The following is a 25,905-nucleotide window of genomic DNA, read 5'->3' as shown; positions in this document are numbered from 1 at the left end:
GAAATAAGGGAAATTGCGAAGGGGAAATGATAAAAGCGACTTCGCCTCATGTCAGTCATCCTTCAAAAAACTTGCGGCAGATTAATTACATTATCTGCTGCTTTTTGCTCTTTCTAAATGGATGTCTCATGCGTCCCTGCCCTTTTCGGCTGAAACAGAAATATACATAATATGATTGAAAATAAAAACATGATGACAGCTCCGAGAATGACAACAAACTGAATAGATTTAAGCTGGGCACCGATGGCAAAACAGAGTGTGGCAATGATTATTAATGCGGCCTCACTCAACGCATATATACTGCCTACCCTTCCCATCACTTCCGCCGGTATGTTTTTTTGATAAAAGGTCATAAAACCTGTGTTAGCAAAGGCTAAGAAAAAAGCGAGAACAAAAAAGCCGCATGCCGCCATGAGAAAGACATTTGAAAAGGCGTAGATGATATAGCCGGCTGAGACAAATAATGAACCCAGCCCCATTAATAAAGAAGTGGGCAGTTTTTTTACAAAAACAGAATTCACACAAGCCCCGACGATAATTCCAGCTCCTGCCACACTGACAAGAAATCCATAGTCTGTGTCAGATAATTGAAGAATTTCTTTACAAAAAGCGGCTTCAAGCGAATCTATAGCTGTCATCATGACTGTTAACACATAAGTGAATAAAAAATAGATACACATGATATAGCTATTTTTGCGGCTGAATCGGATCACAACATTCCAATCTTTTCTTATCAGATTAACAGAAAGCTTTTCTGTTATTGCAGCCCTTTTTTCGAGCTTGGGCATAAACGAAGTTATGACTCCTGATATCAATAAAGCAAACGCATTGATATAGATGGCAAATATCGGGGTGCCTATTAAAAAGAGCATTCCCGCAATAGACGGACCAAGCAGAAAGCCTCCGGAATCAAGCAAGGCGCGAAGGGAGTTAAATCGCTTTCTGTGATCAGGGGGAATTAATTTGGTGATATAAGCCATAGAGGCCGGTCTGAACATAGAATTTGCCATATTGATGAAAAAGACAATGAAATAAATTGAATAGACAGGCCATATGGAGAGAAGGAGCGGAATCACCGCAATACATACAGCTCTTATGAAATCTAATGCAATCATGAGGTTTCGTTGCTGTAAACGATCTATTAAACTTCCGGACCAGACATTTGTGAACAGAGCAGCCAGCGGTTTTAAGATATAAAGGATTGACACCGCCAAAGCCGAACCGGTTTCTTTAAGGACAATGAGATTGAGGGATATAAAATAAATCCATTCACCAATAGTTGAAATTCCAATTGCCCCCAAGAGAAACGCGGGATATTTCCAAGATTTTATTAATCTTTTCATACGCATCTTCCTTCCCCCTTACGAAAGCTTTCGCCCTTTATACAAAATAAAAAAAATCCCGTCCCAAGACGTCATGTCTTGAGGACGAGATTTTTCCCGTGGTGCCACCTCAGTTTGTTTATATGTCACCATACAAACCTTAGCAGGTAACTAAGATTACCCTTCTCGATAACAGGAGTACCTGTCACACCATCTTCCTTGTAAGGATTCCGATGTGAAGCTGAGAGGCTTGGTTCAATACATTCACTCATGCTCCTTTCCAGCTTCCGGAGCTCTCTGTAAAGAATAAATGTATTTACTCTTCTCTTCATCGCTTATATATATGGAAATATTTATATTTTTAATTCATTATAAATTACCTTACTTTCCTTTATACGTCAATACAAATTTCTAACAAATGCGTTTACATCCCCACTGCTGCTTATCCGCAGGAGACTGTGTCACTTTGTTTTGATCAGTAACAGACACTCTTTAATATATTGTTCAAGGTAAATATTCAGAATGATCAATACATTACAAACATACATGTTTAGCAGCCATTTAAAACTGGGAAACAAAAAAACAGATTGGAGGAAGGTCAATGGAACACAAAGAAGAGCGTGACATGAAGGCTCGTATGGAACGATATGAGATATTTTTCAAAAAAAGATATAAGGTCCTTTATACTGTAAATGATTTTATGATTGGCGTATTATTTCTTGTCGGAAGCTTTTTTTTCTTTTCTGAAAAAATGAAGTCTGCGGGAATATGGCTGTTTGTAATCGGAAGCTTCCTGCTTTTGATCAGGCCTACGATCCGTCTGATCCACGATTTTCATTATCGGAAACATCTTAAAAAACGGTATAAGCCACATACATCAGCAGCTGATCACAGCCAGTCTTTTGATTGATTGGCTGTTTGTATGGAAAGTCAAAGACCAGAACCTACATGGAGCTCTGGTCTTTGTGCCGTCGATAAAAATCAATGACAAAGCTTTTAAAACACTGGGCCGCCGGGGGCAAATCCCGGTCCTTCAGCTGGGCTAAGGCGATGGTGCGCTCGCATTTATAATCAGCAACATGACAAAACACAACAGGAAAGTGCTGGTGTTCCGGGGTTTTCGGCAATACAGCCGCGCCTAATCCTGAGGCTGCCAGGCCGAGTATAGTTGAGACCTCTTCCCCTTCAAAGGCAAGCTGCGGGCTGATTTGCAGCTCGTTGCACATGAGATCGAACATATATCTCAGTCCATATCCGTGTTTAAAGCCTACAAAGTCTTCATGCTGTAAGCTTTGAATCTCAATTTCCTTTTGCTTTGCCAGCGGATGAGCTTCGGGAAGAACCAAATATAAAGGTTCTTTATCTAAAATCGTCCATTCCAGCAAATCGTTTGGAAGAGGCGGTGAGCTCAGGCAAATATCCGTCTCTCCCGTTTCTACCATTTGATGAAGCGTTTCGTTTGCCCCCTGGTAAAGCCTGAAAGTGACGTGCGGATAATGCTTCTTAAATTCCGCAATGAGCTGCGGCATGAGCCGAGAGCCGAGTGTATGTAAAAAAGAAACCGATATTTCTCCATATTCAAGGCTCATGCTTTTTTCAATTTGTTCAATCCCTTCATTAAGCGCGCGCCGCGCCTGTCTTGCTTTTATCAGAAACTGCTCGCCGTGCCTTGTGAGCCTGACAGCTTTCGATGTTCTGGTGAGTAAAGGAACACCCAGCTCTTCTTCAAGTTTCAGAATGGATCTGCTAAGAGCCGGCTGGGAAATTCTTTGCTCCCGTGCGGCGTTTGTAAAGTGCTGATGTTTGGCTACAGCGATAAAGTTATCTATCTGATGAAGCTCCATTTTTGAATCCCCCAATCATAACAAAAACACATCATATTGATAGCAATTATAAATTAGACACATAACAATGTGAAGCGTAGGATGGATGGTATAACCAAATCTAAGAAATGAGGGACATCATGGGTTTCATTCAGCCTCATACGAACGATTATCGGAGAGCGAGTTGGGCTCTATTTATCAGCGGTTTTGTCACATTTGCCACGCTGTATACGACGCAGCCGCTTTTGCCTTTGTTTGCAAAGGAATTTCATATATCTGCGGCCGCAGCAAGTCTCACGTTGTCAATTTCAACCGGTGTTTTAGCGTTCTCTTTATTGGCGGCCGCGTCTTTATCAGACGGGCTGGGCAGAAAAAAACTGATGGTGATTTCGATGTCAGCCACATCGATTCTCGGCCTGCTGACCGCCTTCAGTCCCACTTTTTCAGCATTGTTGGCGATGAGAGGGCTGCTTGGCGTCTTTCTCGCAGGCGTGCCCGCTATCGCCATGACATATGTAGGGGAAGAATTTGATCCTAAAGGGCTCGGAAAAATGATGGGTCTTTATATTAGCGGCACGAGTATAGGCGGTATGAGCGGACGGCTGTTAACGGGGCTGCTGACAGACCTTTTCGGCTGGCGGCAAGCGCTCGGGATCATCGGCATATTATCAATTATATTAAGCTATCTGTTCTGGGTTTTGCTTCCTGCTCCCCGACATTCGGTTAAAAGGCATGTCAGTCTGAAAATGGCATTTAAGGAATACTGCGCTGTCTTTGCCTATAAGCGTCTGCTGCTTTTAATCTCGCTTGGGTTTATTTTAATGGGCAGCTTCGTCACGTTATATAATTACATCGGCTTTCAATTAATGGGCGCTCCTTATCATCTGTCGCAAACAATAGTAGGATTCATTTTTGTTGTCTATCTCGCCGGAACCTTCAGTTCTGTTTACATGGGAAAAAAAGCGGACCGTTATGGCAGCTCTGAAACAATTAAAGTCTCAATCGCCCTAATGGGAGGGGGCGCATTGATGACACTTTTCCCCCAGCTTACTCTGAAGATCGCCGGAATCGCAGTCTTTACTTTCGGATTCTTTGGCTCTCACTCTATCGCAAGCTCGTGGGTCGGACGTGCCGCGGCTGAATATCGCGCTCAAGCATCTTCTCTTTATTTGCTGGCATATTATCTCGGCTCCAGTTTAGCCGGATCAATCGGCGGATTCTTTTGGACCCATTTTCATTGGCTTGGAATCATTGCATTTATCACTGGTTTGCTTCTTCTCTCATATCCGGTTATTTTACTCGCTGAATCTGCACATCACAAAGAAAAGCAGGCATAACAATATGGCTGCTTTTCTGTTTCTATGAACCCTTTTTCTTTTGTTGCACTCAGATATTGTGCAATTTGCTGTTTAAAAGCAGCAGCAGCCTGTATACTTATGGCTCAGGCAGTTTTTCTGCTTTAACCGCTCAAATGATAGATTATGAAATAGATAGCTTATTCAGGAGGATTAAAATGAGAGTTGTATCCATTGATTTTGAAACGGCCAATTCTTCCAGAAACAGTGCTTGTTCTTTAGGAATGACCATATTTGAAAATAACAGCATTGTTATGAATCATGAATGGCTGATTCAGCCCAAACAGAATAGATTTCATTCGTTTAATACCGCTCTGCATGGCATTGATGAAAACATGGTGGCGAATGAGCCGCGTTTTGATGAGCTTTGGCCTGAAATAGAGCCGTATTTGACAAACGGTCTTGTCATTGCCCATAATGCGAGCTTTGATATCAGTGTTTTGCGAAGCACACTTGATGACTATGGTTTAGATTACCCGGAATTTGAATATACTTGCACTCTGCAAATGGCCAAAAGACACTGGAAGGAACTTGAAAGCTATAAACTTTCCTTTCTCGCCGATCGAATCAACTTCCGGTTTAACCACCATAATGCCCGGGAAGACTCGAAGGCTGCCATGCTTATCTTTTTACATATTCAAGAACAGTATAAAGCCCTTCATTTTACAGAACTATTGAATCATCTGGACATCAAAAAAGGCACACTGTATGCGGGTGGTTATACACCTTCCCGTCTGATCAAGCCAAAATCAAAGACTAGAAAACCATCCAAACAGAATAGTTAAGTAAAAAGCACAAAAAATATTAAACTTTTGTATCTTTTGTACGATAATAATACTAAGGCCGGCGCGATACTCCCTATAACTATCCTTTTAATCAGTAGATTTCAAATATCGCGCCGGTTTTTTATACTTTTATATGATAAAAAATCCCGCCATCTTCATCAGATCGGCGGGTTTTATATTACAAATTACCTAATTATACACCTGTCCAGACATCTTTCACATATCGCTCCTCTTCTTGCAGTTTGCTGATCCATTCTGCTGAGGCTTTACGGCTTTCTCCTTTTACAGCTTCAAAAGCTTCACGGAGCGTTTCTTCTACTTCAGGAGCCATTCGGCTGCCATCTCCGCACACGTAAAAATAAGCGCCTTGATCAAGCAATGCAATGACTTGTTCAGCATCTTGTTTTAACAGATGCTGAACATACACTTTTGGTTCCGTTTCTCTGCGTGAATAGCCGCGGTGCACATTTACTAAGCCGGCCTCTTCTGCTTGATCAAGTTCTTCTCTGTAAAGATCATCTTGTTCCGGATGGCGGCAGCCGAAGTACAGATGGGCTTCGCCAAGTTTATTCCCCTTCTCTTTCCATACACCTCTCGCTTGAATGAACCCTCTGTATGGCGCAATTCCAGTTCCGGGACCGACCATGATAAGAGGTGTCTCAAAGTTTTCAGGCAGACGAAAGCCTGATTGAGGCGTTCTGATAAAGCAGGCCACACGGTCCCCGGCTTTTAGCCCGGCTAAATAATTTGAGGCTACTCCCCGATATTCTCCGCGGCCGCTCCAGGCCGGAGATGCAACAACTCCCACTGTGATACTGACTTTATGTTGATAAACTCTGGGCGAGCTTGATATAGAATAGTAGCGCGCCTTTAATGATGGCAGCAGCTCCAAAAATCGTTCAAACGGCATTTCACATGCCGGATAGTCCTCTAATAGGTCAATCATTGTAACACGTTTTTTCAGCACTTGATCTTTATATGCCTGATCAGAAAGAAGCATCTCAAGTTCTTTCTTATGCGGAGGGCACACTGTATATGCGGCAAGCTCTCGAAGCTGCGCCCGTGTAGCCGGCTCCTGCAGTTCTACATTTGACGATAAAAGGTCAGCTACATTGATCGGCTGTTCTAAAGGAAGGTGGGATACATTCCGGCCGCCGCTGATTTTAACAAGGCTGTGCGTCGCCAGGCCGAAACGCTTGATAACTCTGCCGACAAGCTCCTTGCTGTTTTTCGGAAGGATCCCGATATGATCGCCTTCTTTATAGTCTTCGGCAACAGGCACTTGTAATTCGATATGCCGCGTGTCGCGAGGACTGGTATTCGTTTGAAGCTTCCGATTTTCCTCGACAATTGCTTCAAAAGCGTCATATGTTTTAGCGAGCGGGGTACCTATCGTTTCACCCATAAACTCAATCGACAGAGCCGGTCTCTCTTCTTTTGCAGATGACGCTTGAAGATGGAAGGCCTTCAGCGTATCTTCCCAAAACCTTTGCTCCCACTCTTCTTGGCTGCTTTCAAAGTCATCCGCTCCATCGCCTTCACCGATCGGTATCAGACGATTTGCTCCTTTTTCAGCCAGCGTTTCATCAATGAGCCGGGGAATTCGCTGATATGTACCGGCCCAGTTACGGTTTCCGCAGCCAAACACGGCGTAGTTGACCCCCTTCAATTCACCCGCTTCAAGGGTTTCAATCCATTTCACAAAGCCTGCCGCATTATCTGGCGGAGCACCATTGTAAGAGGCGGTCACAATTACCACAGCACCTTTATCGGGCAGATTTCCAATATAATCATCCAGCGGTGCCGTCTCAGTCTGAAAGCCTTGATAGCGTCCGATATCTGCAAGCTCCTCCGCCAGTCCTTCCGCCGTGCCAAGATTTGACCCATACAGCACGAGGAGAGGCGTGCCATGAGATGGTTTGGCTGCTGTCTCCGCCCGTTTATTTGTTTGTTCTGTTTGGTCTGCCGTTTGTTTTGAGAACGACTTCGGTGCGTTTTTCTTTGGTTTTACCCTGATTTTGAAATTGTCCGGCTTAATTGTTAATGCTTCTTTTATTTTCAGCTCATAATCGGTGTGATCGATCAATTCAAAATGCTTGAGAACAAGCCCGAGAACCATTGTCGCTTCCTGAAGCGCAAACTGCATCCCGATACAGGCGCGCTGCCCGTTACCAAACGGTTTATAGGCGTGATTCGGTATGTCGGACGGGTTCTCAAACCGTTCAGGGCGAAAATCTTCGGCATCTTCTCCCCAGACACTTTGATCACGATGCAACTTCGGGATCAGCACAGAAACGGGCTGTCCTTTGCTGATTTGATATCGTCCTCCTAAAACCGTATCTTCCTTTGCATAGACTGAAAATGCAGGAGCTGTCGGATATAGACGCAGGGCTTCATTTAAAACCATCCGGATATATTTTAAATGTTGAATTTGTTTATATGTCGGCGTATCTCCAGTTAATACCTGCTCTGCTTCTTGGCAGGCTTTTTCCAGTTTATCTCGATTTTTGAGCAGACAATATATAGCGAAGGAAAGCAGGCCGCTCGTTGTTTCGTGTCCCGCAATCAGAAACGTAATAATTTGATGCCGGATATTTTCGTCATCAAGCCTTTCTCCTGTTACCGGATCTTCGGCATGAAGCATCAAAGATAGAAGGTCGTTCACATTTTCATCCGGGTTTTCTTTTCGTTCGGCGATAATTCTGTCCACAAGCGCGTTCATGACTTCAATATCATGCTGAAACTGCTGCTTTGCTTTGACCATCAATTTATCCTGCAGACTGAGCCTTTGCGTTTGGCGCATGGCCTCCTTCAAAGCGCGAAGCATACTTGTAATAAAAGGATGCTGCGTATCCCGATAAAAGCTGTTGAAACGGTAGTTAAATCCGCATAACCCGATTGTGTCAAGCGTCAGCCGAGTCATATCTTCGGCAACATCAATTTCTTCATTCGGGTTGAGCCTGCTCCATTTTTGTATCAGCTGTTCAGCAATATCAAGCATCATCGAATGGTAGCCTTTCATCGCTTTTTGGCTGAAGCTCGGCAAAAGGATACGGTGGGCTTTTTGCCAATTGTGTTCATGAGTCCAGCTTGTAAATAGGCCGTCTCCGGAAAATTCACGGACTTTCTGCAAACTATTGCTCAGGTTTTTATCGAAACGAGATTCATCACACACCTCGGCAACCAGTTCATGGCCGGAAACGAAAACGCCGACGGCTCCCGGAAATTCAAACCGGAAAATCGGTCCGTATTCATCAGCTATCCGCCAAAGGGATTGCGAGGTCTTTTCTTTATCTAACTGCGGCAAATTTTTCAAAGGTCCGTATGTTTTCGGCTGCGGAATTAAGCTTGCTTGTTTCATAACCATCTTCCTTTCCATTTATGCTCTTCGCAGAAAATCAATGAAGTTTAATAGCATCCCAGCAGCATTGCTCCAACTCAGTGATCAGTTCAGCGCTTATCTCTACATCACCCGCTTGCACTAACTGATATATATTAAGAAAAGCCCCGAGAACAATCGCTATCAAAACATTCGACGGCAAGGAACGAATCACACCTTCACTTTTTCCACGATTAAAAAAGTCATCCAGCATATGAAGCAGCTGATCAAGAAGCTGCCTGCTTGTTTGATTTAAATAATGTGAATTCTTCTTTGTTTCCAGAAAGAATAACGCATACTCGCTTTCTTTTGTAAAATCGATTAAGCAATAAAAAATGTGTTCAAAACCTTCCCGTACCGGGATGCTTGAAAAATCCTTCCTCACTTTCTTTGTGAAGCGCTGCACGCTCTCTTGATACAATACATTTACAAGCGTTTCTTTACTGTCAAAATAACGATAAATAGTGCCTGCTCCTACATCAGCCCTGTTGGCTATCATAGGAATCGTGGCGGCGTCAAAGCCTCTTTCAGTAAATAGAGAGAGTGACGCCTTCAAGATCATGTCATACTTATTAAGTGCAGTTGTCATTGAAACCTCCGTATCCGCCATTTACGGAATGAATATTCATTCCTCTTGTTCACAAATTGTTTTATCTGGATCACTATCAAGTCTGCTTCTGCTTATAGTCTATATGAAAAAAACTTTTTTTAATATAAATGTCGGACAGATATTATCAAATTAAGGAAATATACCCAAACTGATGCCTGCTGGTCACTCCCTCAATACTCCCAGAAGAAAGAGCTGAATGCTGAAGTGCAGTTCGGAATATTTCCCAAGAAATTTTTTCTATTTAACTGCGATAATGCAAAGACAATCATCACGCCGTGTAACAGAAATGTCTCTAAAATATTGTTCATTCAATAACGTTATGATCTTCTTTTCGTCTAATCCTGCTGCTGGTTTGTCTGCCGCACTTATGCTGATATAAAAGCGGCCGTCAACCTGCAGCACCCGGTAAATTTCTTTTAATGCCAGCTTTACATCTGTACACGATTGAACCGTATGTAAAGAAAACACTTTATTAAAAGTACGGTCTGCAAATGGAATGCTTTCCGGCTTTCCATATACGATTTCCCCGCGCCCATTTTTGCGATTATCTGAATTCCTCCGAGTCGCCCGCCTTACTCTTCTTTTAGAAGGCTCAATGCTTTTCAGGCTTCCTTTTTCTAATTTATCAGTTATTTTTTTAAAAACCTCACCGCTTCCGGTGCCAATTTCTAAAATTCGGTCATTTTCCTGTATATCTATAGAATCAAACATCATATATTGAATGATTTTTTTACGTGTATTTTCACGTGCAAAGCATTTTGCCATAATCGTCTTTAAAGCAGCAGTAGGCTTTCTCATTCTATTTTGCAGCATTTGCAACACCCGCTTTTGGTTTCATTGGTCTATTTACTATTTTTATATAATAAAAACTTCTCCTTACCTCATCACTTTTGATTGAGCATTGATGAAGATAACAACTAGACGGTCACTTTTATGGAAATGTTTCGATCTAAGTGAACATTCATGTTTTAGAAAAGAAGTCCAGATACAAAAAAAGCGCAGAAAACAGAAGTTTTCCGCGCTTTTCTAATACCAATAATATGGGGATATATACATTCTCTGCTGCTGCATTGCCGCTAACCTTTGCCGGCGGTACGGGTTGCCATAACCGTGCTTAAAGGAGTGCGGTATGGAAGTATAGCCATGCCCAATCGAAGGCATTCTCTTTTGATTGTTGTTCATGCCATCACCTGCTTAGATAAAATAATACTGCTTTTTTATCATATGCGGGATGGCAAGATATGACCGCGGCTCTTTTTATCACCAGCTAAACCTGGTCCTTCTCCATCGTGTAATGAACCAATAATTCAATTCTAAACATATGCCATCTCCTCCTTTTGTTTTTTTCTTACCCGCCTAGCGCCAATTCGTCAAGTAAAGGTGTTTCAGCTGCGTTTCTTTCGTTTCGTTGTAAAATCGTTCAATCTGCTGTTCCTGTTCATACTCTTCCAGACTTTTACGTCGCTTTTTAATCGTTAATGTTAAAAAGAAAAGGTTAATGGTCATATCGCTCACCCCCTTTCAGTGTTCGCACAAAGCGAAATAACCCGCGGCATCTATCCTTCTGCTGCGGGCAAAACAAAACCGCAGACGAAAGAAAGCAATAAAGCTTCTTCTCCTGCGGGGAGTAGCGTATGGTCCGATTAATCCGAGTTTAAAACGTGCAATAAGCATCGGTTAAGGAAGGACACGTACTCTTCCACAGGCTGAATGTATCATGATCAACTGCATAAATATGTCTTGCGCCTTGCGTAGGTTCCCATCTTTTTAGCATTGTCATTTGATTCAACCTCCTTTGCTTTTTCTCTTACTTTGTAAGTATATCCATCAAATTCCTTTTTGTAAACAATTTTTTCAATAAATGGACTTTATTTGTGCCATTCATTCAATGGCTTTGTCCCTATGCCAAGATGTTTGACCGCCGAGGCTCCTTATATGCTTAAGACACTTTCTTCATTTCTTTTGTTGAGCGGTCCTTTTTTTGATAAGCAATAAAATAAATAAGTCCGACGAAAAGCGCTCCCCCGATAACATTGCCGATAAAGGCGGGGATCAGATTGCCAATAAATTGCGTCCACGTAAAGGAGCCTGCAAAAATAGCGGCCGGAATGATAAACATATTGGCGACTACGTGCTGGAATCCAATTGCAACAAAGGCCATTATCGGAAACCAGATTCCTGCTATTTTTCCTACAGCATCGTCAGCACCGAAAGAAAGCCATACAGCAAGACAGACGAGCCAGTTACACCCTATTCCGGAAATGAGAACTTGGCCGAAAGATAAATCCAGTTTTCCTTGTGCGGCCGCAATGGTTTTAACTGCATAAGGTCCTGTTTCTGTTAAACCGATCAGATGTCCGAAAACATAAGCGACAAACAGAGCGCCGACCAAATTCATCAATGTCACGATTATCCAGTTGATCACGAGCTGTGATACAGAAATTTTCCTTGAAAATAAGGCCATTGCCACAGACATCATATTTCCTGTAATCAATTCAGCCCCCGCAAGAACAACAAGTATTAATCCAACGGGAAACACCGCAGCTCCCAGAAAGCTTGACAGGCTCCCCCATTCTTTTGGAAGATCCCCGATCACTCTGATATCAAGCAAATAGCCGAGAGCGATAAATGCGCCTCCTAAAAATCCCAATACAAGCAGTGACGGCATAGGAAGATTTACTTTTTTTGCCCCTGCTTCGATCGCAGCATCTGCTATTTCATCCGGTCTGCGAAAAGCCATACTAAAACGCCTCCATTATCTCTTCATTTTTGACAGTGCACAAAAGAATCGCAATAAAAAAGGCGGCACTCAAATAACCTGTGTAACACAGGAGTTTTGAATGCCGCCTAACTTGTATGCATACCCATACAACAATATCAAGCAGAATTAAGTTTCTGACATAGAACATATACAGAACGTGCATACATTCCATTGCTTTTTCCTTATATGACTGTAGTACGATTATCATATCAAATGTGACAATTTCGTGTCAATAACATTTTAATCAGCTGTTTACCGCTTCTGTTTGATCATCAATCTTTCGGTCAAATACAAAAACAGAGACTGCTATATTCTCCTCAATCTTAATGTCTGAGAATAAATGGATAAGTTTTGCGCCGATCAGTTCCTCCATCCCCTCAGGCGTTTGTTTTGAATAAAGATCCTGAATAAGGCTCGTGCGCGCCGCATGCACCATTTCTTTTCCTTCCGGCGTGCGGGCGATAAACTGTTCACTGGCGCTCAAATTGCCATAAAGAGTTGATACTGCCATATTCTCCACAAATACAGTATGAATCCGCTCAGGCCCTTTTCCGAACAATTCTTTTCTAAGCTTACGAATGATATCGTTAAATTCATGAATTTTTTTAGACATCCTTTACCCCTTTCGATTCAAGCCTTTTGATTATGCATTCCCGGTCCCCTGTTTACATTTCACTAGGTTAAAATTTTCCTGCCATATTGTATTATAATAAATATCACATTATAATAAAAGCAGAGTTGATGGATTTGTAATAGGAAAGTGTTATGAATCTATCGTTTCATAAAAATCAGGATTGGTCTGTTAGTAAGACTTGCTAGTGAACTATTCCGCCATGTGTGTTTATACCGCCTTTTGATCAGGACCGGTGTATCTATGCATGGCTTTTTTGACTTCTTATGAAAGATGGAGGGGAATATGATGGACGCAAAGTCGATCAGCGTCAATATAGACGGCACAGAATATCAAGCATCAGAGGGGACTAAGCTTTTAGACATTTTGAATCAAAACGGGATTGAGATTCCTCAAATCTGCCATGTTCCCGAAGTAGATCCAATCCAAACGTGTGATACTTGTATCGTTGAAGTAAACGGACAATTGAAGCGGTCTTGTTCGACCGTTGCTGAAAACGGGATGTCTGTCAGTCTCTCAGGGGAACGAGTGAAAGAAGCACAGACCGAAGCAATGGACCGTCTTCTTGAAAATCATTTGCTCTATTGTACGGTTTGCGATAATAACAACGGCAACTGTACGCTGCATAATACGGCGGAGATGATGGGGATTGAACACCAAAAATATCCTTATACGCCTAAAGAAGATCCTTCATGCGCGGTTGATATGTCACATCCGTTTTACCGCTATGATCCGAACCAGTGTATTGCTTGCGGACAGTGCGTAGAGGTTTGCCAAAATCTGCAGGTCAATGAAACACTATCTATTGACTGGGAACGGGAACGCCCGCGGGTCATTTGGGATCAAGGCGTGGCGATTAATGAATCTTCATGCGTCAGCTGCGGACAATGTGTAACGGTGTGTCCTTGTAACGCACTTATGGAGAAATCAATGCTCGGCCAAGCAGGTTTTATGACAGGCATTAAAGAAGATGTCATGGAGCCGATGGTTGATCTTGTCAAAAATGTTGAACCAGGATACAGCAGCATCTTCGCCATCTCTGAAGTGGAGGCCGCCATGCGCGACACACGGACGAAAAAAACGAAAACCGTCTGCACGTTCTGCGGTGTCGGATGTTCGTTTGAGGTTTGGACAAAAGGACGGGATATATTAAAAATCCAGCCTGTTTCTGACGCACCGGTCAACGCAATTTCCACTTGTGTCAAAGGAAAATTCGGCTGGGATTTCGTCAACTCAGAAGAGCGTATCACCAAACCTTTAATCCGGAAGAACGGAACATTTGTCGAGTCAACTTGGGAAGAAGCGCTTGATGTTGTCGCAACCAGGCTCGGCGCCATTAAGGAGCAATACGGGAATGGCTCTGTCGGATTTATTTCTTCTTCTAAAATTACAAATGAAGATAACTATGTGATTCAGAAATTAGCGCGTCAGGTCTTTGAAACCAATAACGTGGACAATTGCTCCCGCTACTGCCAATCTCCGGCGACTGACGGTTTATTCCGCACTGTCGGCATGGGCGGCGATGCCGGAACGATTCAAGACATTGCAAAAGCCGGTCTTGTCATCATTGTCGGCGCCAATCCGGCGGAAGGCCATCCGGTGCTTGCCACTCGCGTGAAACGGGCCCACAAGCTTCACGGCCAAAAACTCATCGTTGCCGATCTTCGCAAAAACGAAATGGCAGAACGCTCTGATCTCTTTATCAGCCCACAGCAAGGTACAGACCAAGTGTGGTTAATGGCTGTGACAAAATACATAATCGATCAAGGCTGGCACGATCAAGCATTTATTGATGAGAACGTAAACTTCTTTGACGATTATAAGCAAACTTTAGAAAAATATACACTTGAATACGCGGAAAGCATTACAGGCCTTTCGAAAGAGACGATCATCCAAATTGCAGAAATGATTCGCGATGCAGACGGCACTTGTGTTCTATGGGGAATGGGTGTTACCCAAAACACAGGCGGCTCCGACACATCCGCAGCCATTTCAAACATGCTTCTCGCTACAGGCAATTACCGACGTCCGGGCGCTGGCGCATATCCTCTTCGCGGCCATAACAATGTACAAGGAGCCTGTGACATGGGCACGCTGCCGGGATGGCTGCCGGGTTATCAGCACATTACAGACGATAAGGCGCGCGCAAAATTTGAAGAAGCTTACGGCGTAACCATTGACGGCAAGCCCGGCCTTGATAATATTGAAATGCTTCATTCAATTGAAGAAGGCGGCATGAAAGCGATGTATCTTGTAGGTGAAGATATGGCGCTTGTGGATTCAAACGCCAATCATGTCCATGACATTCTGTCTAGCCTTGATTTCTTTGTTGTACAGGACATTTTTCTTTCAAGAACGGCACAATACGCTGATGTTGTATTACCTGCCGCTCCTTCTCTTGAAAAAGAGGGAACCTTTACAAATACTGAACGCCGTGTACAAAGACTGTATCAAGCGCTTCCGACGCTTGGTGAGGCGAAACCGGACTGGTGGATCATTCAAGAAGTTGCAAATCGTTTGGGCGCTAACTGGAATTACAGTCATCCGAGCGACATTTTCTCAGAAATGGCAAGCCTTTCTCCGTTGTTTGGAAAAGCAAGCTATGATGTCCTTGAGGGCTGGAACAGCTTCCTATGGGGCAGCTTCACAGGCGAAAGCACACCGCTTCTTTATGAAGATGGGTTTAACTTCCCTGATAAAAAAGCCCGCTTTGCGCTGGCCGATTGGGTGGAGCCAGCAGTATTCCCTGCAGAATACGACCTTCACATCAACAATGGGCGGATGCTTGAGCATTTCCATGAGGGAAATATGACCAATAAATCAAAAGGAATCCAATCGAAAGTTCCGGATGTATTTGTTGAAATTTCCCCTGAGCTTGCAAAAGAACGCGGGGTTTGCGACGGCACAATGGTGCGGCTTGTTTCGCCTTATGGCGCGGTAAAATTAAATGCGCTGATCACAGACCGTGTTCGTTCGAATGAATTGTACCTTCCGATGAATTCAACAGACAAAGATTCGGCCATTAACTTTCTGACTGGGCCGGCATACGATACACGCACTCACACGCCAGCCTATAAGCAAACCAAAGTCCGTATGGAAGTGCTTGGTTCATGTGAGATTCCGCCGCTGCCAAAAACCAATCCGCGGAACAAAAAACGCTATCCGCAAAATGGGGTCGAAGCGGAACGGAAATGGAACCGTCCCGGATATGTCCATCTTACAGACTGACAGAAAGGAGGAAAACGATAATGGCCATACCTATTTCAACGATTCAAAAAGAAACAAAAACAGAGGAACAAGTAAAGCTTGAAAAACTTGAAGAACTAAAAGCACTGCTTGCGGAAAACGAAGATTCCGTTTCTAAAACGATGAAATTAATGGGAGAGCTTAACAGCCTCGGCGTATTTGATGCAGCAAACAGCATGCTGCAAGCGAAGGAAGAAATCGCAAAAATCGCGCTCGGTCAAGTTTCTCGAGAGCCTGTCACAAACCTGATCAATACGATGATGGCAGCAGGCGGGGCTTTAACAAAAGCTGATCCTGCCTTTACAGGGAAACTCTTGGAGAGTGTCTTGGCAGGTACAGAGCAAGCGCAAAGCTTCTTAAAAGAAGATAAAAAGGTAGGCGTTCTTGACCTGTTAAAAGCGATGAACGATCCAGATATTAATCGTGCGGTCGGCTTCGGTCTTCAATTTTTAAAGGGCATGGGAAAAGAATTGCGCGACTAACAAAAAGAGCCATTGTCTTAAAACAGACAATGGCTCTTTTTTTATTCATCCGCTTGTTCTATACGTTTTTTGTAAATAAGTGAACGATTCACGCAAAAGAAAGCGCCTGTCAGAAACAAGCAATCCGTTATCATCATGATTGATTTTTGGGCTAAGCTCAAGCCTTGATCAGGAAGAACCGCGCCTATATATAAAAAAGTGCTGACTGCAAGCAAGGTAAACGCAAAATGCTTGTAGTCCTCTTTCAAAGATTTCATTCTTTTCTTATCCATAAAAGCGTCACCTGCCATATTCATAGTATATGAATATTATAATATATCCTGACAGGCGACAGAGAATGTAAATCTATCCATTCCTTATCATATAGAAGCGAGGGCCTGGTCCAAATCTGCTAACAAATCTTCCGCGTCTTCTATACCGACTGAAATTCTGACAAGCCCGTCTGTGATGCCAAGTTCAAGGCGGCGCTCCCGCGGAATAGAGGCATGAGTCATTCTGGCTGGAACAGAAATTAAGCTTTCAACCGCCCCTAAGCTTTCTGCAATGGTAAACAGCTTCAGTTTCCCTAAAAAGTCATCTACTTGCTCATCACTTCCGATGTCAAAGGAAATCATTCCGCCAAATCCTGAACCTTGCGCTTTGGCAAGCTCATGGCCCGGATGGTTGGAAGATCCCGGATAATACAATGTGTGAACAGCGGGATGATTCTCAAGAAAGTCTGCAATCTTACGCGCATTTTGGTCTGTCGCTTCCATTCTGAGCCCCAGCGTTTTGATGCCCCGCATGAGTAGCCATGAATCCTGAGGCCCGAGCACGCCGCCGGTGGAGTTTTGCACGAAATGCAATTCTTCCCCAAGCTCTTTCGATGCCGTCACGACTAAACCTCCGACTACATCACTGTGGCCGCCGAGATATTTTGTAGCACTGTGGAGTACAATATCAGCGCCGAATTGGAGCGGCTGCTGAAAGTACGGAGTGTAGAATGTATTATCCACAATGAATAAAACCCCTGCCTGCTTGGCGATATCGGCGATGAGTGAGAGGTTTGTTACTTTTAATAACGGGTTTGTCGGCGTCTCGATATAAATAGCTTTTGTATTCGGCCTAATGGCTTTTTCCACTTCTTCTCTGCTGCTTGTATCAACGAATGTAGATTCGATGCCAAGACGGTTCAGCACCTTTGTCATCACCCGGTACGTTCCGCCGTAGACATCATCTGTCAAGACGACATGATCTCCGCTGTTAAACAGCATCATAACGGCGCTGATGGCTGCCATTCCTGAGCTGAACGCATAGCCCGCCTCACCGCCTTCAAGATCGGCGATAAGGGTTTCCAGAGCCGTCCTTGTAGGATTGGCAGTTCTGGAATACTCATAACCCGTATGCTGCCCCGCCTTTGGCTGCTTGTAAGTGCTCACCTGATAAATCGGCACCGAAACCGCGCCTGTTTTTTCATCACCAGTAATCCCGCCATGAATCATCAATGTTTTTTTCTTCATATTATATTCCTCCTTCGAAAATGTTTTTACTGATATAACGATCACTGCTGTCAGGAAATATAGTGACAATGTTTGTGCCGGCCGGCGCTCGCTTCGCTTCTTCCAAGGCCGCAAAAAGCGCTGCTCCTGATGAGCTTCCGATCAGCAGTCCTTCTTTTTCCGCTGCTTCTTTAACGAATGAAAACGCATTTTCGTCTGTCACCGTGTAAATTGCATCAAAATGGCTTTTATCCATATAATCAGGGATAAATTCCATTCCGATGCCTTCCGTCTTATGGGCGTGAGGCTCTCCGCCATTTAAAATGGAGCCTTCCGGTTCGACGATCACCGTTTTTATGTCAGCATTTTTTTCTTTTAAGAAGGCGGCCGTTCCTGCAAAAGTGCCGCCTGAGCCTGCTCCGGCAACAAAGGTATGAATATTGCCGTCAAGGGCTTCCCATAATTCAGGCCCTAGAGTTTTATAGTAAGTCAATGGATTTACTCGGTTTTTAAATTGCAAAACGCAATAGGAATTTTCAATTTCCTTCTCCAGCAAAATGGCTTTCTCAATCGCGCCCTGCATTCCGTCTTTTTTTGGTGTATGGACGATTTTTGCTCCGAGCGCCTGCATAATCTTTTGTTTTTCGATACTGAAATGCTCCGGCACGCAAAAAATGGCGCACAATCCGTGTTTTCTGGCATTGAGAGCAAGTCCGATGCCCGTATTGCCGGCTGTGGCTTCGATAATGACGCCTCCAGGCTGAATTCTGCCCGAAGCAAGCGCCTCTTGAATCAGCATGTCCCCGAGTCTGTCTTTAATGCTTCCGCCCGGATTCATCATTTCAAGCTTGGCATAAACCGCAACACCCTCCGGGACCTGAAAGTTTGTCAGCCGAAGCAGCGGAGTCTTTCCAATCAGCTCAGTTATGTCCGTTATGACATTCATATATGTCCTCCTCCTTTAAAGAGGTTCGTTTTTAGGGAAAACGGAGGAGAACGCTCCCCCGTTTAATGAATTCGTTTGATTACTTTTAATACCAGATCTGTTGAGTGACGGGCAGCCTGATCTAAAAATTGATCAAATGAGACATCCGACTCTTTTCCTGCTATATCTGATAAAGCTCTGATGACAACAAATGGCGTTGTGAATTGATGGCAAACTTGAGCCACGGCAGCAGCTTCCATTTCAACCGCATATAAATCAGTGAATATGGCGCGTACCGCTTCCACCCGCTTAGGATCGTTCATAAAAGAATCGCCTGTAGCTATTGTTCCTTTTGCGACTTGAATGCCGTTCAGTTCTGAAGCGGCTTCCTCTGTGATATTTATCAGTTTTTCATCTGCAAGATAGGCAGCCGGAAGCCCTGGAACCTGGCCGTATTCATAATCAAAAGCGGTGACATCGACATCATGGTGGCGCACGTCTGTTGAAATGACCACGTCTCCTACATTCAGTGTATGATGAAATCCGCCTGCTGAGCCTGTGTTAATCACGTAATCGGGCTTATAACGATCAAGAAGAAGCGTTGTGCTGATCGCAGCATTCACTTTTCCGATTCCTGATTTTAAAAGAATAACGTCGATTCCTTCATATTGCCCTGTTGTAAATTCACAATGCGCGATTGTTTCTTGTTTCGCATTTTCAAGCTTGCTTCTTAAAATGGTTACTTCTTCTTCCATTGCTCCGATGACTGCTAGTTTCATCTATAACATTCCCTTCACTTTACCGTTTGATCGCCTCCAATATCCAAACAAAATCGTTTTGCTGAATGAATTGCACGGCAAATCCTTCAGCTGAAAAAATCTCTTTCAACGTATCAAGTGTTGGATAATACTCCGTCTCCAAATCCTGTGCCAAATGATGATAACCTTGATGGCGGGCGTTTTGGATAGCCTGCTTATAAGCATCAGTATGTTCAAAGACGGTATCGGCAAACACTATTTTATCATGCCTTTTAAGGTATTTGCCATAAAGCTTTACAGCCGTCCGTTTTTCTTCGTCTGTTAAATGGTGAAAAGCATACGAGCTGACAATCGTATTGACAGCAAAGGGCGGTTCAGGAAAATCTAAAAAATCACCGTCAACAATGAGAGATTGGCCTGACAGCTTGTCAGCCGCTAATTTCCTCATCGCCGGAGACGGCTCGACACCAAATACTGTTTTTCCTGCCTCTAGCAATTTGATTGTTAAGTTTCCTGTGCCCGGGCCAAATTCTAAAACGTGTGACCCGGAACGGGTGACAATGCCATTAAGAATCTGCTCGTAGCCTCTGAAGGCTTCTTTATATTCAATATCAAATCCGCTTGCGGTTTGGTCGTAGGTAGCTGCCCAATCCTCAAATAAAGGAATAAATTCACGGCCCATTTTCTTCACTCTCCATATTTTATAATTCCTATAAGTATAGTATGAATTATCGATGGAACAGTTCCTATATTACCATATCTTTTTTGAAGAAGGTACTAAAATATCTCAGGTCATGATAATTAAAATATATTGCTTGAATGAAGCGAACCGTTTATACTTTCATATGATCTTGTAAAAGCTGGAGGGTCTGTTAAGATGAATTTTCAATTGGATCTGATCAAAGATAAAGTAGAGTTTTTTGAAGCCGCTTCATTACAGGAGCTTGAAAAGAAAATCAATACCCAAATCGAAAACAATCAGGCGATCTTGCTTCGGGTACGTTCTGTCTCTCACCAAAGTGCGGTAGTGGATGACAGAATTTATTATAGCGCAGTTGTACACTTTGCAGCTGAGGCGTGAGATTTCGAGAACAAAAAAGCAGCTGAGACATCATCCAGCTGCTTTTTGTTTATTTTAATTTCTCTACTTTTGTCGGCTTCCACCCTTTTTTATCTTCCCACGTAATCGTTACTTGATATTTAGCGCCGCTCGTTTTGTCCAAAATTTTTCCTTTTGCATCCTGAGGGCTTCCGTTATTGCCAAGCCACAGTACCGTCATCTGGTCCTTTGAAACCCCTGTGGCGTAAGAAATAGCTTTGAGCATTTCAGACCAGTCTTGTGAAGAAGAGTCATATGTTGCTGTATGTTCTCCGGACTGCTCTGTTCCGACTGCCTTCCAGTCTTTGTTTACGATCGTTTTTTCCACATTGCTGGATGAACCGCCTTCTGTTACTGTTGCATCTTTAAATGGGTCATCTGTTGTTTGGTCCGAGTCCGTGTCTGAGTCTTTTTTCGAATCGGAATCATCACTTTTCGATGAATCATCTTGTTTTGAATCGGAATCTTTGTCACTGTCAGATGTATCTTTTTTACTGTCTTTTATATCTTCATCTGATTTTTTTTCCGTCTTTCCTGATGCAGGAGATTCCTTTGTCTGGTTCGTTTCAGTGTCCTTAGCAACATCATTGGTTGAAGGACTGTTGATGAAGAGGTTAATCGCCACTACTACAATAAGAATAGAAACGACTGCGATTAAAATGTTAAGCACCAAATTTGCTTTTCTGCGCTTATCACGGTTTTCAAATCGAGATTGTTTATGATTGCTCAATAATTCTGCACTCCTTTATATCCCTCTTGGCTCAGCATATATTTTAACATGGGCTGAGACGTTCTTCTATGTCTAGTTTATTTCATTTTCATGTACTTTTTTAACAATATCATAAAACACTGCATTTGTCAGAGCCTTATCTCCCGGCGTGTCCATGTGCAAAACAACCAAAGCGTATTTAGGATGCTCCGCTGGAAAATAGCCGGCAAACCACTTTTGATAAAGCGTTTTTTTATCCTTCGACATCTTGCCTGTCTGTGCCGTACCTGATTTCCCCGCTACTTCATAAGGCAGATCCTGAAACCTTCTGCCTGTGCCTGACTCAGACGTGACGACTTGCCGGAGCACTTTTTGTAGCTGCTGTGCCGTATATCGGTCAATCGTTTTTCCGCCTATCTTTTGGTCTTTAAAGTTCACCATGGTGGTCCCATTTTTGTATTCAATGTGATCGGCGATTTTCACTTGTTTTTTTTCACCGCCGCGGGCGATGGTTGCCATCATATTGGCGACTTCGAGCGGAGTGACTTTTACATTTTTTTGCCCGATTGCAGTTTGGGCAATGGCCTTTTTTACAGTTTTATCCTTTTGATCCCCCCATATTACACCGCTTTGTTCATTATAAAATTGCCGAAAATCTGATTCGTGGTACAGTTTCCCTTCCCAGCCGGCACGATCTGTCAGCGCAAGCTTTTCAGCCATGTCTTCAATAACTGTTTCGTCTTTCTTCATAAGCTCCTCGGCCAGACTCGTAAATGTGTAATTACAGCTTTGGGCAAAGCTTTCGTCAAAGGTGAGGCTGCCTTTGTCATCACCCGGTTCGCCGTACAGGTTGAGGTTGCAGTTAAAGGTTTGATTCGGTTTGACTGCATCACGTTCAATCGCTGCTGCGGCGATAACTGTTTTGAACACGGACCCCGGATAGATCGGATTCAGCATGTAATTTTGCAGTGTGCTTTGCTTTGATACATCAGCATTCGGTCTGCTCACCATCCCCAATACACTGCTTTTTTCGATATCGAGCAGGACCGCTCCCCCTTTTTTCAGACCTTGTTTGTCAACAATATCTTCCATTGCCTGTTGGATGTCCTGATCTAGTGTTGTTTTGACTTGCAGCGGATAAAACGAATTGGCTTCCGCTGTATATTTGACGTCCATGCCGAACAAAGGGTTTCCCTTTCCATCCACATGATACAAAAGCTTGGTGTCTTTTTCCGGAAGCAAAAATTCATCAAAGGTCCGTTCCAAGCCTGTAGTGCCGATTTTGGTTTGAATCGGCAGGTCATTTTTGTCGGGATATTTACTTCTGAGCAGCGACGGGTCCTGATTGGTCATTCCTATGGTATGGGAGGCAAGGCTTGGTTTATCGTCCTCTTCCATATATACGCCGTAAATGCCGGGATATTTCAAAGAATTGATTTGTTTAACAGATTGTTTAGAAAGATCTTTTATTGTTCTTTTACTTAAAATGACTGGTTTTTTTGCCTGTTTCAGTTCGTGTTGTAGCTCATCTTGGGAAATGCCGAGAATATCGGCGGCTTTCTTGATCGGCCAATCCTGCGTAATAAGGAAAGGAAATAAGACGATCGCCGGCTGTTTCTTGCCGGTTAACGCCTCGCCATTCCGATCCAGAAAAGAACCCCTGCCGTCAGAAATCAGAACTTCTTCCGTTCGTTGGTTCACGCTCTCCTGAATCAGGTTAATGTTCAGCTTTGAAAATGATTCTGTGAAAAACAACTGAATTTCCGCGAGTCTTACAAGAAGAAGAAAAAATACAATAAGAAAACAAACCACAACCCGCTTCATTCTTTTAGATACGTTCATAAAAAACACCTCCCCCACATTGTGGACGAGGTGTTTCATTGTTAAACGGATATTATGAAATTTTCACAATTTTCACTAGCATTTCGCCGCCTGGTGTCTGCACGGTCACTTGATCGCCTACTTGTTTGCCTATCAAACTTTTTGCAATCGGAGAATCGTTTGAAATTTTCCCTTCAAACGGGTCCGCTTCAGCGCTTCCGACAATGGTATAAGATTCTTCATCGCCGTCAGGAAGTTCGATGAACGTAACGGTTTTACCTAAACCGACAATGTTTGAATTGCCGCCGTCATCCTCGATGATCTTTGCATTGCGGATCATATTTTCAAGAGTGGTGACGCGCCCTTCCACGAATGCCTGCTCTTCTTTCGCTGAGTCGTACTCAGAGTTCTCAGAAAGGTCTCCGAAACTTCTCGCTATTTTGATACGCTCGACTACTTCTTTGCGTTTAACCGTTTTCAAATACTCTAATTCTTGTTCAAGTTTTTGTTTTCCTTCTTCTGTCATTGGAAAAACTTTTTCTTGTGCCATGTCCCTTCACTCCTTCTGGATGTCCCTCAACATTATCGATTATGTATGAGAGCATAAACTGAAAAATACAAGAATGAGAACACAGGCAGTCCTCGTTCTTCTCTCCCATATTGGTACTGTTTATCTTAAACTGAATCATGAGCTTCTGCAAATATTTCGCGTTTATAAACAGGGAAAGAAGGGAATCACACATTCCCTTCCAGTCTATACATAATATGGTCAGAGTTGTTTATGTCTATGCTATGGTATTACAAAATTGCGTTTTGTTCAAGAATAGTTTGTATTTTCGTGACCATCAGATCAATTGCGACGTGGTTTTGTCCGCCTTCAGGGATAATAATGTCGGCGTAGCGCTTCGTCGGCTCTACGAATTGGTTGTGCATCGGCCTTACAACGGAAATATATTGCTCGATGACAGAATCAATGGAACGGCCCCGCTCTTTAATATCCCTCAGCATCCGTCTGATAATTCGGAGGTCGGCGTCCGTGTCCACGTAAAGCTTGATGTCCATTAAATCCCGAAGCCTTTTATCCTCTAGTACGAGAATGCCTTCTAGGATAATGACATCTTTCGGGTCTACCGAAACGGTTTCTTCTGACCGTGTATGAAGCTTGTAATCGTAAATCGGCTTTTCAATCGGACGGTAATTCAATAGCTCTTGAATATGCTCGATCAAATAGTCATTATCAAACGCAAGCGGATGATCGTAGTTTGTGTTCAGCCTTTCTTCAAACGGAAGATGGCTTTGGTCTTTATAATAAAGGTCTTGCTGGATCATTAAAATCGAGTGGCCCTTGAACTGTTCATAGATAGATCGCGTGACACTCGTTTTTCCTGAACCAGAACCTCCTGCGATTCCAATGACTACAGGATTCTTACCCATTAGTGATTACTTCCCCTTTCTCATCATGTTGCTCGGATAAATCGTTTTGTCCAGTTTAAATTTGACAATTTGAAGGGGATGGCGGGCAGCGTCAAGCTCATTTCCGTCTTCGTCCCAAATGTTTTCTATTTTGTGTGTAAAGTTTTCAATTTCAGGGCCGAAAAATTCCACTTCATCTCCCTGTTTGAAGAAATTGCGCTGTTGGAGCGTGACCATTTTTGTGTCTTCATCATAGTCGAGTACCAAGCCGGCAAAGTCATATGTCGTTTTCTTTCCGTGCTCGCCGAACATTTGCTCCTCATAACCCGGTGTTCCTTCAAAAAAGGCTGTTGCCGTGTCTCTGTTGGCGCATTTATCAAGTTCAGTGAGCCATTCTTCTTGAATGACAAAGTTCTCCGGATCAGCGCAGTACGCGTCAATCACTTTGCGATACACGCTGACGACTGTCGCCACATAGTGAATGGATTTCATTCGGCCTTCGATTTTTAAGCTGTCAATGCCCATTTCGATCATTTGAGGAATGGACTCGATTAGTTTTAAATCCTTTGGGCTCATGGCAAACGGAGCATCTTCCTCATCATATAAAGCAACCGCGTTCGCGCCGTCAGTTTGATATAAATCATAATCCCAGCGGCAAGACTGGCAGCAGCCTCCGCGGTTTGAATCTCTTGCCGTCATGTGATTGCTCAATACACAGCGTCCGGAGTACGCAATACACATAGCGCCGTGGATGAAAGATTCGATTTCGATATCAACTTTCTCTTTCATTTCTCTGATTTCAATCGCGCTTGTCTCACGTGCCAACACAACACGGTCAAGCCCCTCTTCCTTCCAGAACTGCACAGCTTTCCAGTTTGAAAGAGACTGCTGCGTGCTTAAATGAACTTCTACATGAGGAGCGACTCTGCGGCAGGTTTCGATAATGAGCGGATCCGCTACGATGATACCCGCAACCCCGGCTTCTCCTAAACCTTTTAAATATTCATCAAGGCCGTCTATGTTTTCATTATGGGCAAAAATATTGGTTGTTACGTAGATTTTCGCACCGTATTTTTTTGCAAACTCTACGCCTTCAGCGATTTCTTCCAATGAAAAATTGTCAGCATTTGAGCGCAGCCCGTATTCCCGGCCTCCGATAAATACCGCGTCCGCGCCGTAATGGACAGCGATCTTAAGCTTTTCAAGGTTGCCAGCAGGAGCGAGAAGCTCGGGCTTTTTCGTAATCACGCGCTTACCATTCACAATTTTGGAAATCTTATCATTTACGGCATTCATAGCTTAACCCCC

The 25,905-nt window shown here is 43.4% G+C and carries 26 protein-coding genes and 1 other annotated feature; of the genes, 6 read left to right on the top strand and 20 right to left on the bottom strand.

Annotation, left to right across the window (positions count from 1 at the left end):
• Positions 1–113 precede the first annotated feature (113 nt).
• Complete coding sequence (locus tag GXP75_RS12225; protein ID WP_242556908.1) at positions 114–1,343, bottom strand: MFS transporter; 1,230 nt, start codon at positions 1,341–1,343, stop codon at positions 114–116.
• Between the two features lie 77 nt (positions 1,344–1,420).
• Positions 1,421–1,663, bottom strand: a binding site (T-box leader).
• 260 nt (positions 1,664–1,923) lie between these two features.
• On the opposite strand from GXP75_RS12225, the gene GXP75_RS12220 reads away from it, so the two are divergent.
• The gene (locus tag GXP75_RS12220; protein ID WP_242556907.1) at positions 1,924–2,232 is read left to right on the top strand and encodes a YrhK family protein; all 309 of its coding nucleotides are present in this window, start codon (positions 1,924–1,926) and stop codon (positions 2,230–2,232) included.
• Positions 2,233–2,266: 34 nt separating this feature from the next.
• Here GXP75_RS12220 and GXP75_RS12215 read toward each other — a convergent pair whose 3' ends face one another.
• Complete coding sequence (locus GXP75_RS12215) at positions 2,267–3,166, bottom strand: LysR family transcriptional regulator (RefSeq protein WP_242556906.1); 900 nt, start codon at positions 3,164–3,166, stop codon at positions 2,267–2,269.
• Positions 3,167–3,285: 119 nt separating this feature from the next.
• Between GXP75_RS12215 and GXP75_RS12210 the strand changes: the two genes are divergently transcribed.
• Together GXP75_RS12210 and GXP75_RS12205 are read left to right on the top strand one after the other, a co-directional pair.
• On the top strand, positions 3,286–4,482 hold the full coding sequence (locus GXP75_RS12210; RefSeq protein ID WP_242556905.1) for an MFS transporter: 1,197 nt from the start codon (positions 3,286–3,288) through the stop codon (positions 4,480–4,482).
• 176 nt (positions 4,483–4,658) lie between these two features.
• Positions 4,659–5,285, top strand: a complete 627-nt coding sequence (locus GXP75_RS12205) for a 3'-5' exonuclease (protein ID WP_242556904.1) — start codon at positions 4,659–4,661, stop codon at positions 5,283–5,285.
• Positions 5,286–5,478: 193 nt separating this feature from the next.
• Here GXP75_RS12205 and GXP75_RS12200 read toward each other — a convergent pair whose 3' ends face one another.
• From GXP75_RS12200 to GXP75_RS12170, 8 genes are all read right to left on the bottom strand, one after another.
• Complete coding sequence (locus tag GXP75_RS12200; protein ID WP_242556903.1) at positions 5,479–8,646, bottom strand: bifunctional cytochrome P450/NADPH--P450 reductase; 3,168 nt, start codon at positions 8,644–8,646, stop codon at positions 5,479–5,481.
• Between the two features lie 37 nt (positions 8,647–8,683).
• Entirely contained in the window at positions 8,684–9,253 is a 570-nt protein-coding gene (gene fatR, locus GXP75_RS12195) for a transcriptional regulator FatR (protein WP_242556902.1), read from the bottom strand.
• Between the two features lie 258 nt (positions 9,254–9,511).
• Positions 9,512–10,087: a class I SAM-dependent methyltransferase gene (locus GXP75_RS12190; RefSeq protein WP_061572716.1), complete on the bottom strand. Its 576-nt coding sequence runs from the start codon at positions 10,085–10,087 to the stop codon at positions 9,512–9,514.
• A 213-nt stretch (positions 10,088–10,300) separates the two neighbouring features.
• Entirely contained in the window at positions 10,301–10,456 is a 156-nt protein-coding gene (locus tag GXP75_RS12185) for a hypothetical protein (protein WP_242556901.1), read from the bottom strand.
• 174 nt (positions 10,457–10,630) lie between these two features.
• A complete protein-coding gene (locus tag GXP75_RS12180) occupies positions 10,631–10,780 on the bottom strand; it encodes a YrzI family small protein (RefSeq protein WP_003325347.1) in 150 nt (49 codons plus the stop codon).
• A gap of 148 nt (positions 10,781–10,928) precedes the next feature.
• A complete protein-coding gene (locus GXP75_RS21425; protein WP_277990737.1) occupies positions 10,929–11,054 on the bottom strand; it encodes a hypothetical protein in 126 nt (41 codons plus the stop codon).
• Between the two features lie 159 nt (positions 11,055–11,213).
• Positions 11,214–12,014 (bottom strand): formate/nitrite transporter family protein, encoded by an 801-nt coding sequence (locus tag GXP75_RS12175; protein WP_242556900.1) that lies wholly within the window; start codon positions 12,012–12,014, stop codon positions 11,214–11,216.
• A gap of 265 nt (positions 12,015–12,279) precedes the next feature.
• Positions 12,280–12,648, bottom strand: a complete 369-nt coding sequence (locus GXP75_RS12170) for a Na-translocating system protein MpsC family protein (RefSeq protein ID WP_061572713.1) — start codon at positions 12,646–12,648, stop codon at positions 12,280–12,282.
• A gap of 303 nt (positions 12,649–12,951) precedes the next feature.
• Between GXP75_RS12170 and fdhF the strand changes: the two genes are divergently transcribed.
• Together fdhF and GXP75_RS12160 are read left to right on the top strand one after the other, a co-directional pair.
• Complete coding sequence (gene fdhF / locus GXP75_RS12165; protein ID WP_242556899.1) at positions 12,952–15,894, top strand: formate dehydrogenase subunit alpha; 2,943 nt, start codon at positions 12,952–12,954, stop codon at positions 15,892–15,894.
• A 20-nt stretch (positions 15,895–15,914) separates the two neighbouring features.
• Entirely contained in the window at positions 15,915–16,394 is a 480-nt protein-coding gene (locus GXP75_RS12160) for a helical membrane plugin domain-containing protein (protein ID WP_003325341.1), read from the top strand.
• Positions 16,395–16,435: 41 nt separating this feature from the next.
• On the opposite strand, the gene GXP75_RS12155 is transcribed toward GXP75_RS12160, so the two are convergent.
• The 5 genes from GXP75_RS12155 to GXP75_RS12135 all read right to left on the bottom strand — a co-directional run bounded on the left by GXP75_RS12155 (position 16,436) and on the right by GXP75_RS12135 (position 20,237).
• Positions 16,436–16,666, bottom strand: coding sequence for a YrhC family protein (locus tag GXP75_RS12155; RefSeq protein ID WP_003325340.1), 231 nt, complete (start codon positions 16,664–16,666; stop codon positions 16,436–16,438).
• Between the two features lie 87 nt (positions 16,667–16,753).
• Complete coding sequence (locus GXP75_RS12150) at positions 16,754–17,893, bottom strand: bifunctional cystathionine gamma-lyase/homocysteine desulfhydrase (protein WP_242556898.1); 1,140 nt, start codon at positions 17,891–17,893, stop codon at positions 16,754–16,756.
• A 1-nt stretch (position 17,894) separates the two neighbouring features.
• Positions 17,895–18,818, bottom strand: a complete 924-nt coding sequence (locus tag GXP75_RS12145) for an O-acetylserine dependent cystathionine beta-synthase (protein ID WP_242556897.1) — start codon at positions 18,816–18,818, stop codon at positions 17,895–17,897.
• Positions 18,819–18,880: 62 nt separating this feature from the next.
• The gene (mtnN, locus tag GXP75_RS12140; RefSeq protein ID WP_010789313.1) at positions 18,881–19,576 is read right to left on the bottom strand and encodes a 5'-methylthioadenosine/S-adenosylhomocysteine nucleosidase; all 696 of its coding nucleotides are present in this window, start codon (positions 19,574–19,576) and stop codon (positions 18,881–18,883) included.
• A gap of 19 nt (positions 19,577–19,595) precedes the next feature.
• Positions 19,596–20,237 carry a class I SAM-dependent DNA methyltransferase gene (locus GXP75_RS12135; protein WP_106044058.1) on the bottom strand — a complete coding sequence of 214 codons (642 nt, stop codon included), beginning with the start codon at positions 20,235–20,237 and terminating at the stop codon, positions 19,596–19,598.
• A gap of 195 nt (positions 20,238–20,432) precedes the next feature.
• On the opposite strand from GXP75_RS12135, the gene GXP75_RS12130 reads away from it, so the two are divergent.
• Positions 20,433–20,636 carry a YrzA family protein gene (locus GXP75_RS12130; RefSeq protein WP_003325334.1) on the top strand — a complete coding sequence of 68 codons (204 nt, stop codon included), beginning with the start codon at positions 20,433–20,435 and terminating at the stop codon, positions 20,634–20,636.
• 49 nt (positions 20,637–20,685) lie between these two features.
• Here the strand turns inward: GXP75_RS12130 and GXP75_RS12125 are convergent, their stop codons facing one another.
• The 5 genes from GXP75_RS12125 to GXP75_RS12105 all read right to left on the bottom strand — a co-directional run bounded on the left by GXP75_RS12125 (position 20,686) and on the right by GXP75_RS12105 (position 25,893).
• On the bottom strand, positions 20,686–21,384 hold the full coding sequence (locus GXP75_RS12125; RefSeq protein ID WP_242556896.1) for a YrrS family protein: 699 nt from the start codon (positions 21,382–21,384) through the stop codon (positions 20,686–20,688).
• A gap of 72 nt (positions 21,385–21,456) precedes the next feature.
• Positions 21,457–23,205: a peptidoglycan D,D-transpeptidase FtsI family protein gene (locus GXP75_RS12120; protein WP_242556895.1), complete on the bottom strand. Its 1,749-nt coding sequence runs from the start codon at positions 23,203–23,205 to the stop codon at positions 21,457–21,459.
• Positions 23,206–23,257: 52 nt separating this feature from the next.
• The gene (gene greA, locus GXP75_RS12115; protein WP_003325331.1) at positions 23,258–23,734 is read right to left on the bottom strand and encodes a transcription elongation factor GreA; all 477 of its coding nucleotides are present in this window, start codon (positions 23,732–23,734) and stop codon (positions 23,258–23,260) included.
• A gap of 248 nt (positions 23,735–23,982) precedes the next feature.
• The gene (udk, locus tag GXP75_RS12110; protein ID WP_003325330.1) at positions 23,983–24,618 is read right to left on the bottom strand and encodes a uridine kinase; all 636 of its coding nucleotides are present in this window, start codon (positions 24,616–24,618) and stop codon (positions 23,983–23,985) included.
• Positions 24,619–24,624: 6 nt separating this feature from the next.
• The gene (locus tag GXP75_RS12105) at positions 24,625–25,893 is read right to left on the bottom strand and encodes a peptidase U32 family protein (RefSeq protein ID WP_242556894.1); all 1,269 of its coding nucleotides are present in this window, start codon (positions 25,891–25,893) and stop codon (positions 24,625–24,627) included.
• Positions 25,894–25,905 lie beyond the last annotated feature (12 nt).

Source organism: Bacillus sp. HU-1818 (assembly GCF_022695965.1).
GTDB lineage: Bacteria > Bacillota > Bacilli > Bacillales > Bacillaceae > Bacillus > Bacillus atrophaeus.
Note: the sequence above shows the minus strand (reverse complement) of the source record. Positions and strands in the feature narration are given on the sequence as shown.

What these genes read in the sequence shown, in the direction of transcription:
- GXP75_RS12190 (WP_061572716.1), bottom strand. Translation starts at nt 10,087, where the DNA reads ATGCTGCAAAATAGAATGAGAAAGCCTACTGCTGCTTTAAAGACGATT.
- GXP75_RS12135 (WP_106044058.1), bottom strand. Translation starts at nt 20,237, where the DNA reads ATGGGCCGTGAATTTATTCCTTTATTTGAGGATTGGGCAGCTACCTAC.
- GXP75_RS12220 (WP_242556907.1), top strand. Translation starts at nt 1,924, where the DNA reads ATGGAACACAAAGAAGAGCGTGACATGAAGGCTCGTATGGAACGATAT.
- GXP75_RS12180 (WP_003325347.1), bottom strand. Translation starts at nt 10,780, where the DNA reads ATGACCATTAACCTTTTCTTTTTAACATTAACGATTAAAAAGCGACGT.
- fdhF (WP_242556899.1), top strand. Translation starts at nt 12,952, where the DNA reads ATGATGGACGCAAAGTCGATCAGCGTCAATATAGACGGCACAGAATAT.
- GXP75_RS12120 (WP_242556895.1), bottom strand. Translation starts at nt 23,205, where the DNA reads ATGAACGTATCTAAAAGAATGAAGCGGGTTGTGGTTTGTTTTCTTATT.
- fatR (WP_242556902.1), bottom strand. Translation starts at nt 9,253, where the DNA reads ATGACAACTGCACTTAATAAGTATGACATGATCTTGAAGGCGTCACTC.
- greA (WP_003325331.1), bottom strand. Translation starts at nt 23,734, where the DNA reads ATGGCACAAGAAAAAGTTTTTCCAATGACAGAAGAAGGAAAACAAAAA.
- GXP75_RS12160 (WP_003325341.1), top strand. Translation starts at nt 15,915, where the DNA reads ATGGCCATACCTATTTCAACGATTCAAAAAGAAACAAAAACAGAGGAA.
- GXP75_RS12105 (WP_242556894.1), bottom strand. Translation starts at nt 25,893, where the DNA reads ATGAATGCCGTAAATGATAAGATTTCCAAAATTGTGAATGGTAAGCGC.
- GXP75_RS12210 (WP_242556905.1), top strand. Translation starts at nt 3,286, where the DNA reads ATGGGTTTCATTCAGCCTCATACGAACGATTATCGGAGAGCGAGTTGG.
- GXP75_RS12205 (WP_242556904.1), top strand. Translation starts at nt 4,659, where the DNA reads ATGAGAGTTGTATCCATTGATTTTGAAACGGCCAATTCTTCCAGAAAC.
- GXP75_RS12155 (WP_003325340.1), bottom strand. Translation starts at nt 16,666, where the DNA reads ATGGATAAGAAAAGAATGAAATCTTTGAAAGAGGACTACAAGCATTTT.
- mtnN (WP_010789313.1), bottom strand. Translation starts at nt 19,576, where the DNA reads ATGAAACTAGCAGTCATCGGAGCAATGGAAGAAGAAGTAACCATTTTA.
- udk (WP_003325330.1), bottom strand. Translation starts at nt 24,618, where the DNA reads ATGGGTAAGAATCCTGTAGTCATTGGAATCGCAGGAGGTTCTGGTTCA.
- GXP75_RS12175 (WP_242556900.1), bottom strand. Translation starts at nt 12,014, where the DNA reads ATGGCTTTTCGCAGACCGGATGAAATAGCAGATGCTGCGATCGAAGCA.
- GXP75_RS12130 (WP_003325334.1), top strand. Translation starts at nt 20,433, where the DNA reads ATGAATTTTCAATTGGATCTGATCAAAGATAAAGTAGAGTTTTTTGAA.
- GXP75_RS21425 (WP_277990737.1), bottom strand. Translation starts at nt 11,054, where the DNA reads ATGACAATGCTAAAAAGATGGGAACCTACGCAAGGCGCAAGACATATT.
- GXP75_RS12150 (WP_242556898.1), bottom strand. Translation starts at nt 17,893, where the DNA reads ATGAAGAAAAAAACATTGATGATTCATGGCGGGATTACTGGTGATGAA.
- GXP75_RS12225 (WP_242556908.1), bottom strand. Translation starts at nt 1,343, where the DNA reads ATGAAAAGATTAATAAAATCTTGGAAATATCCCGCGTTTCTCTTGGGG.
- GXP75_RS12215 (WP_242556906.1), bottom strand. Translation starts at nt 3,166, where the DNA reads ATGGAGCTTCATCAGATAGATAACTTTATCGCTGTAGCCAAACATCAG.
- GXP75_RS12170 (WP_061572713.1), bottom strand. Translation starts at nt 12,648, where the DNA reads ATGTCTAAAAAAATTCATGAATTTAACGATATCATTCGTAAGCTTAGA.
- GXP75_RS12200 (WP_242556903.1), bottom strand. Translation starts at nt 8,646, where the DNA reads ATGAAACAAGCAAGCTTAATTCCGCAGCCGAAAACATACGGACCTTTG.
- GXP75_RS12145 (WP_242556897.1), bottom strand. Translation starts at nt 18,818, where the DNA reads ATGAATGTCATAACGGACATAACTGAGCTGATTGGAAAGACTCCGCTG.
- GXP75_RS12185 (WP_242556901.1), bottom strand. Translation starts at nt 10,456, where the DNA reads ATGAACAACAATCAAAAGAGAATGCCTTCGATTGGGCATGGCTATACT.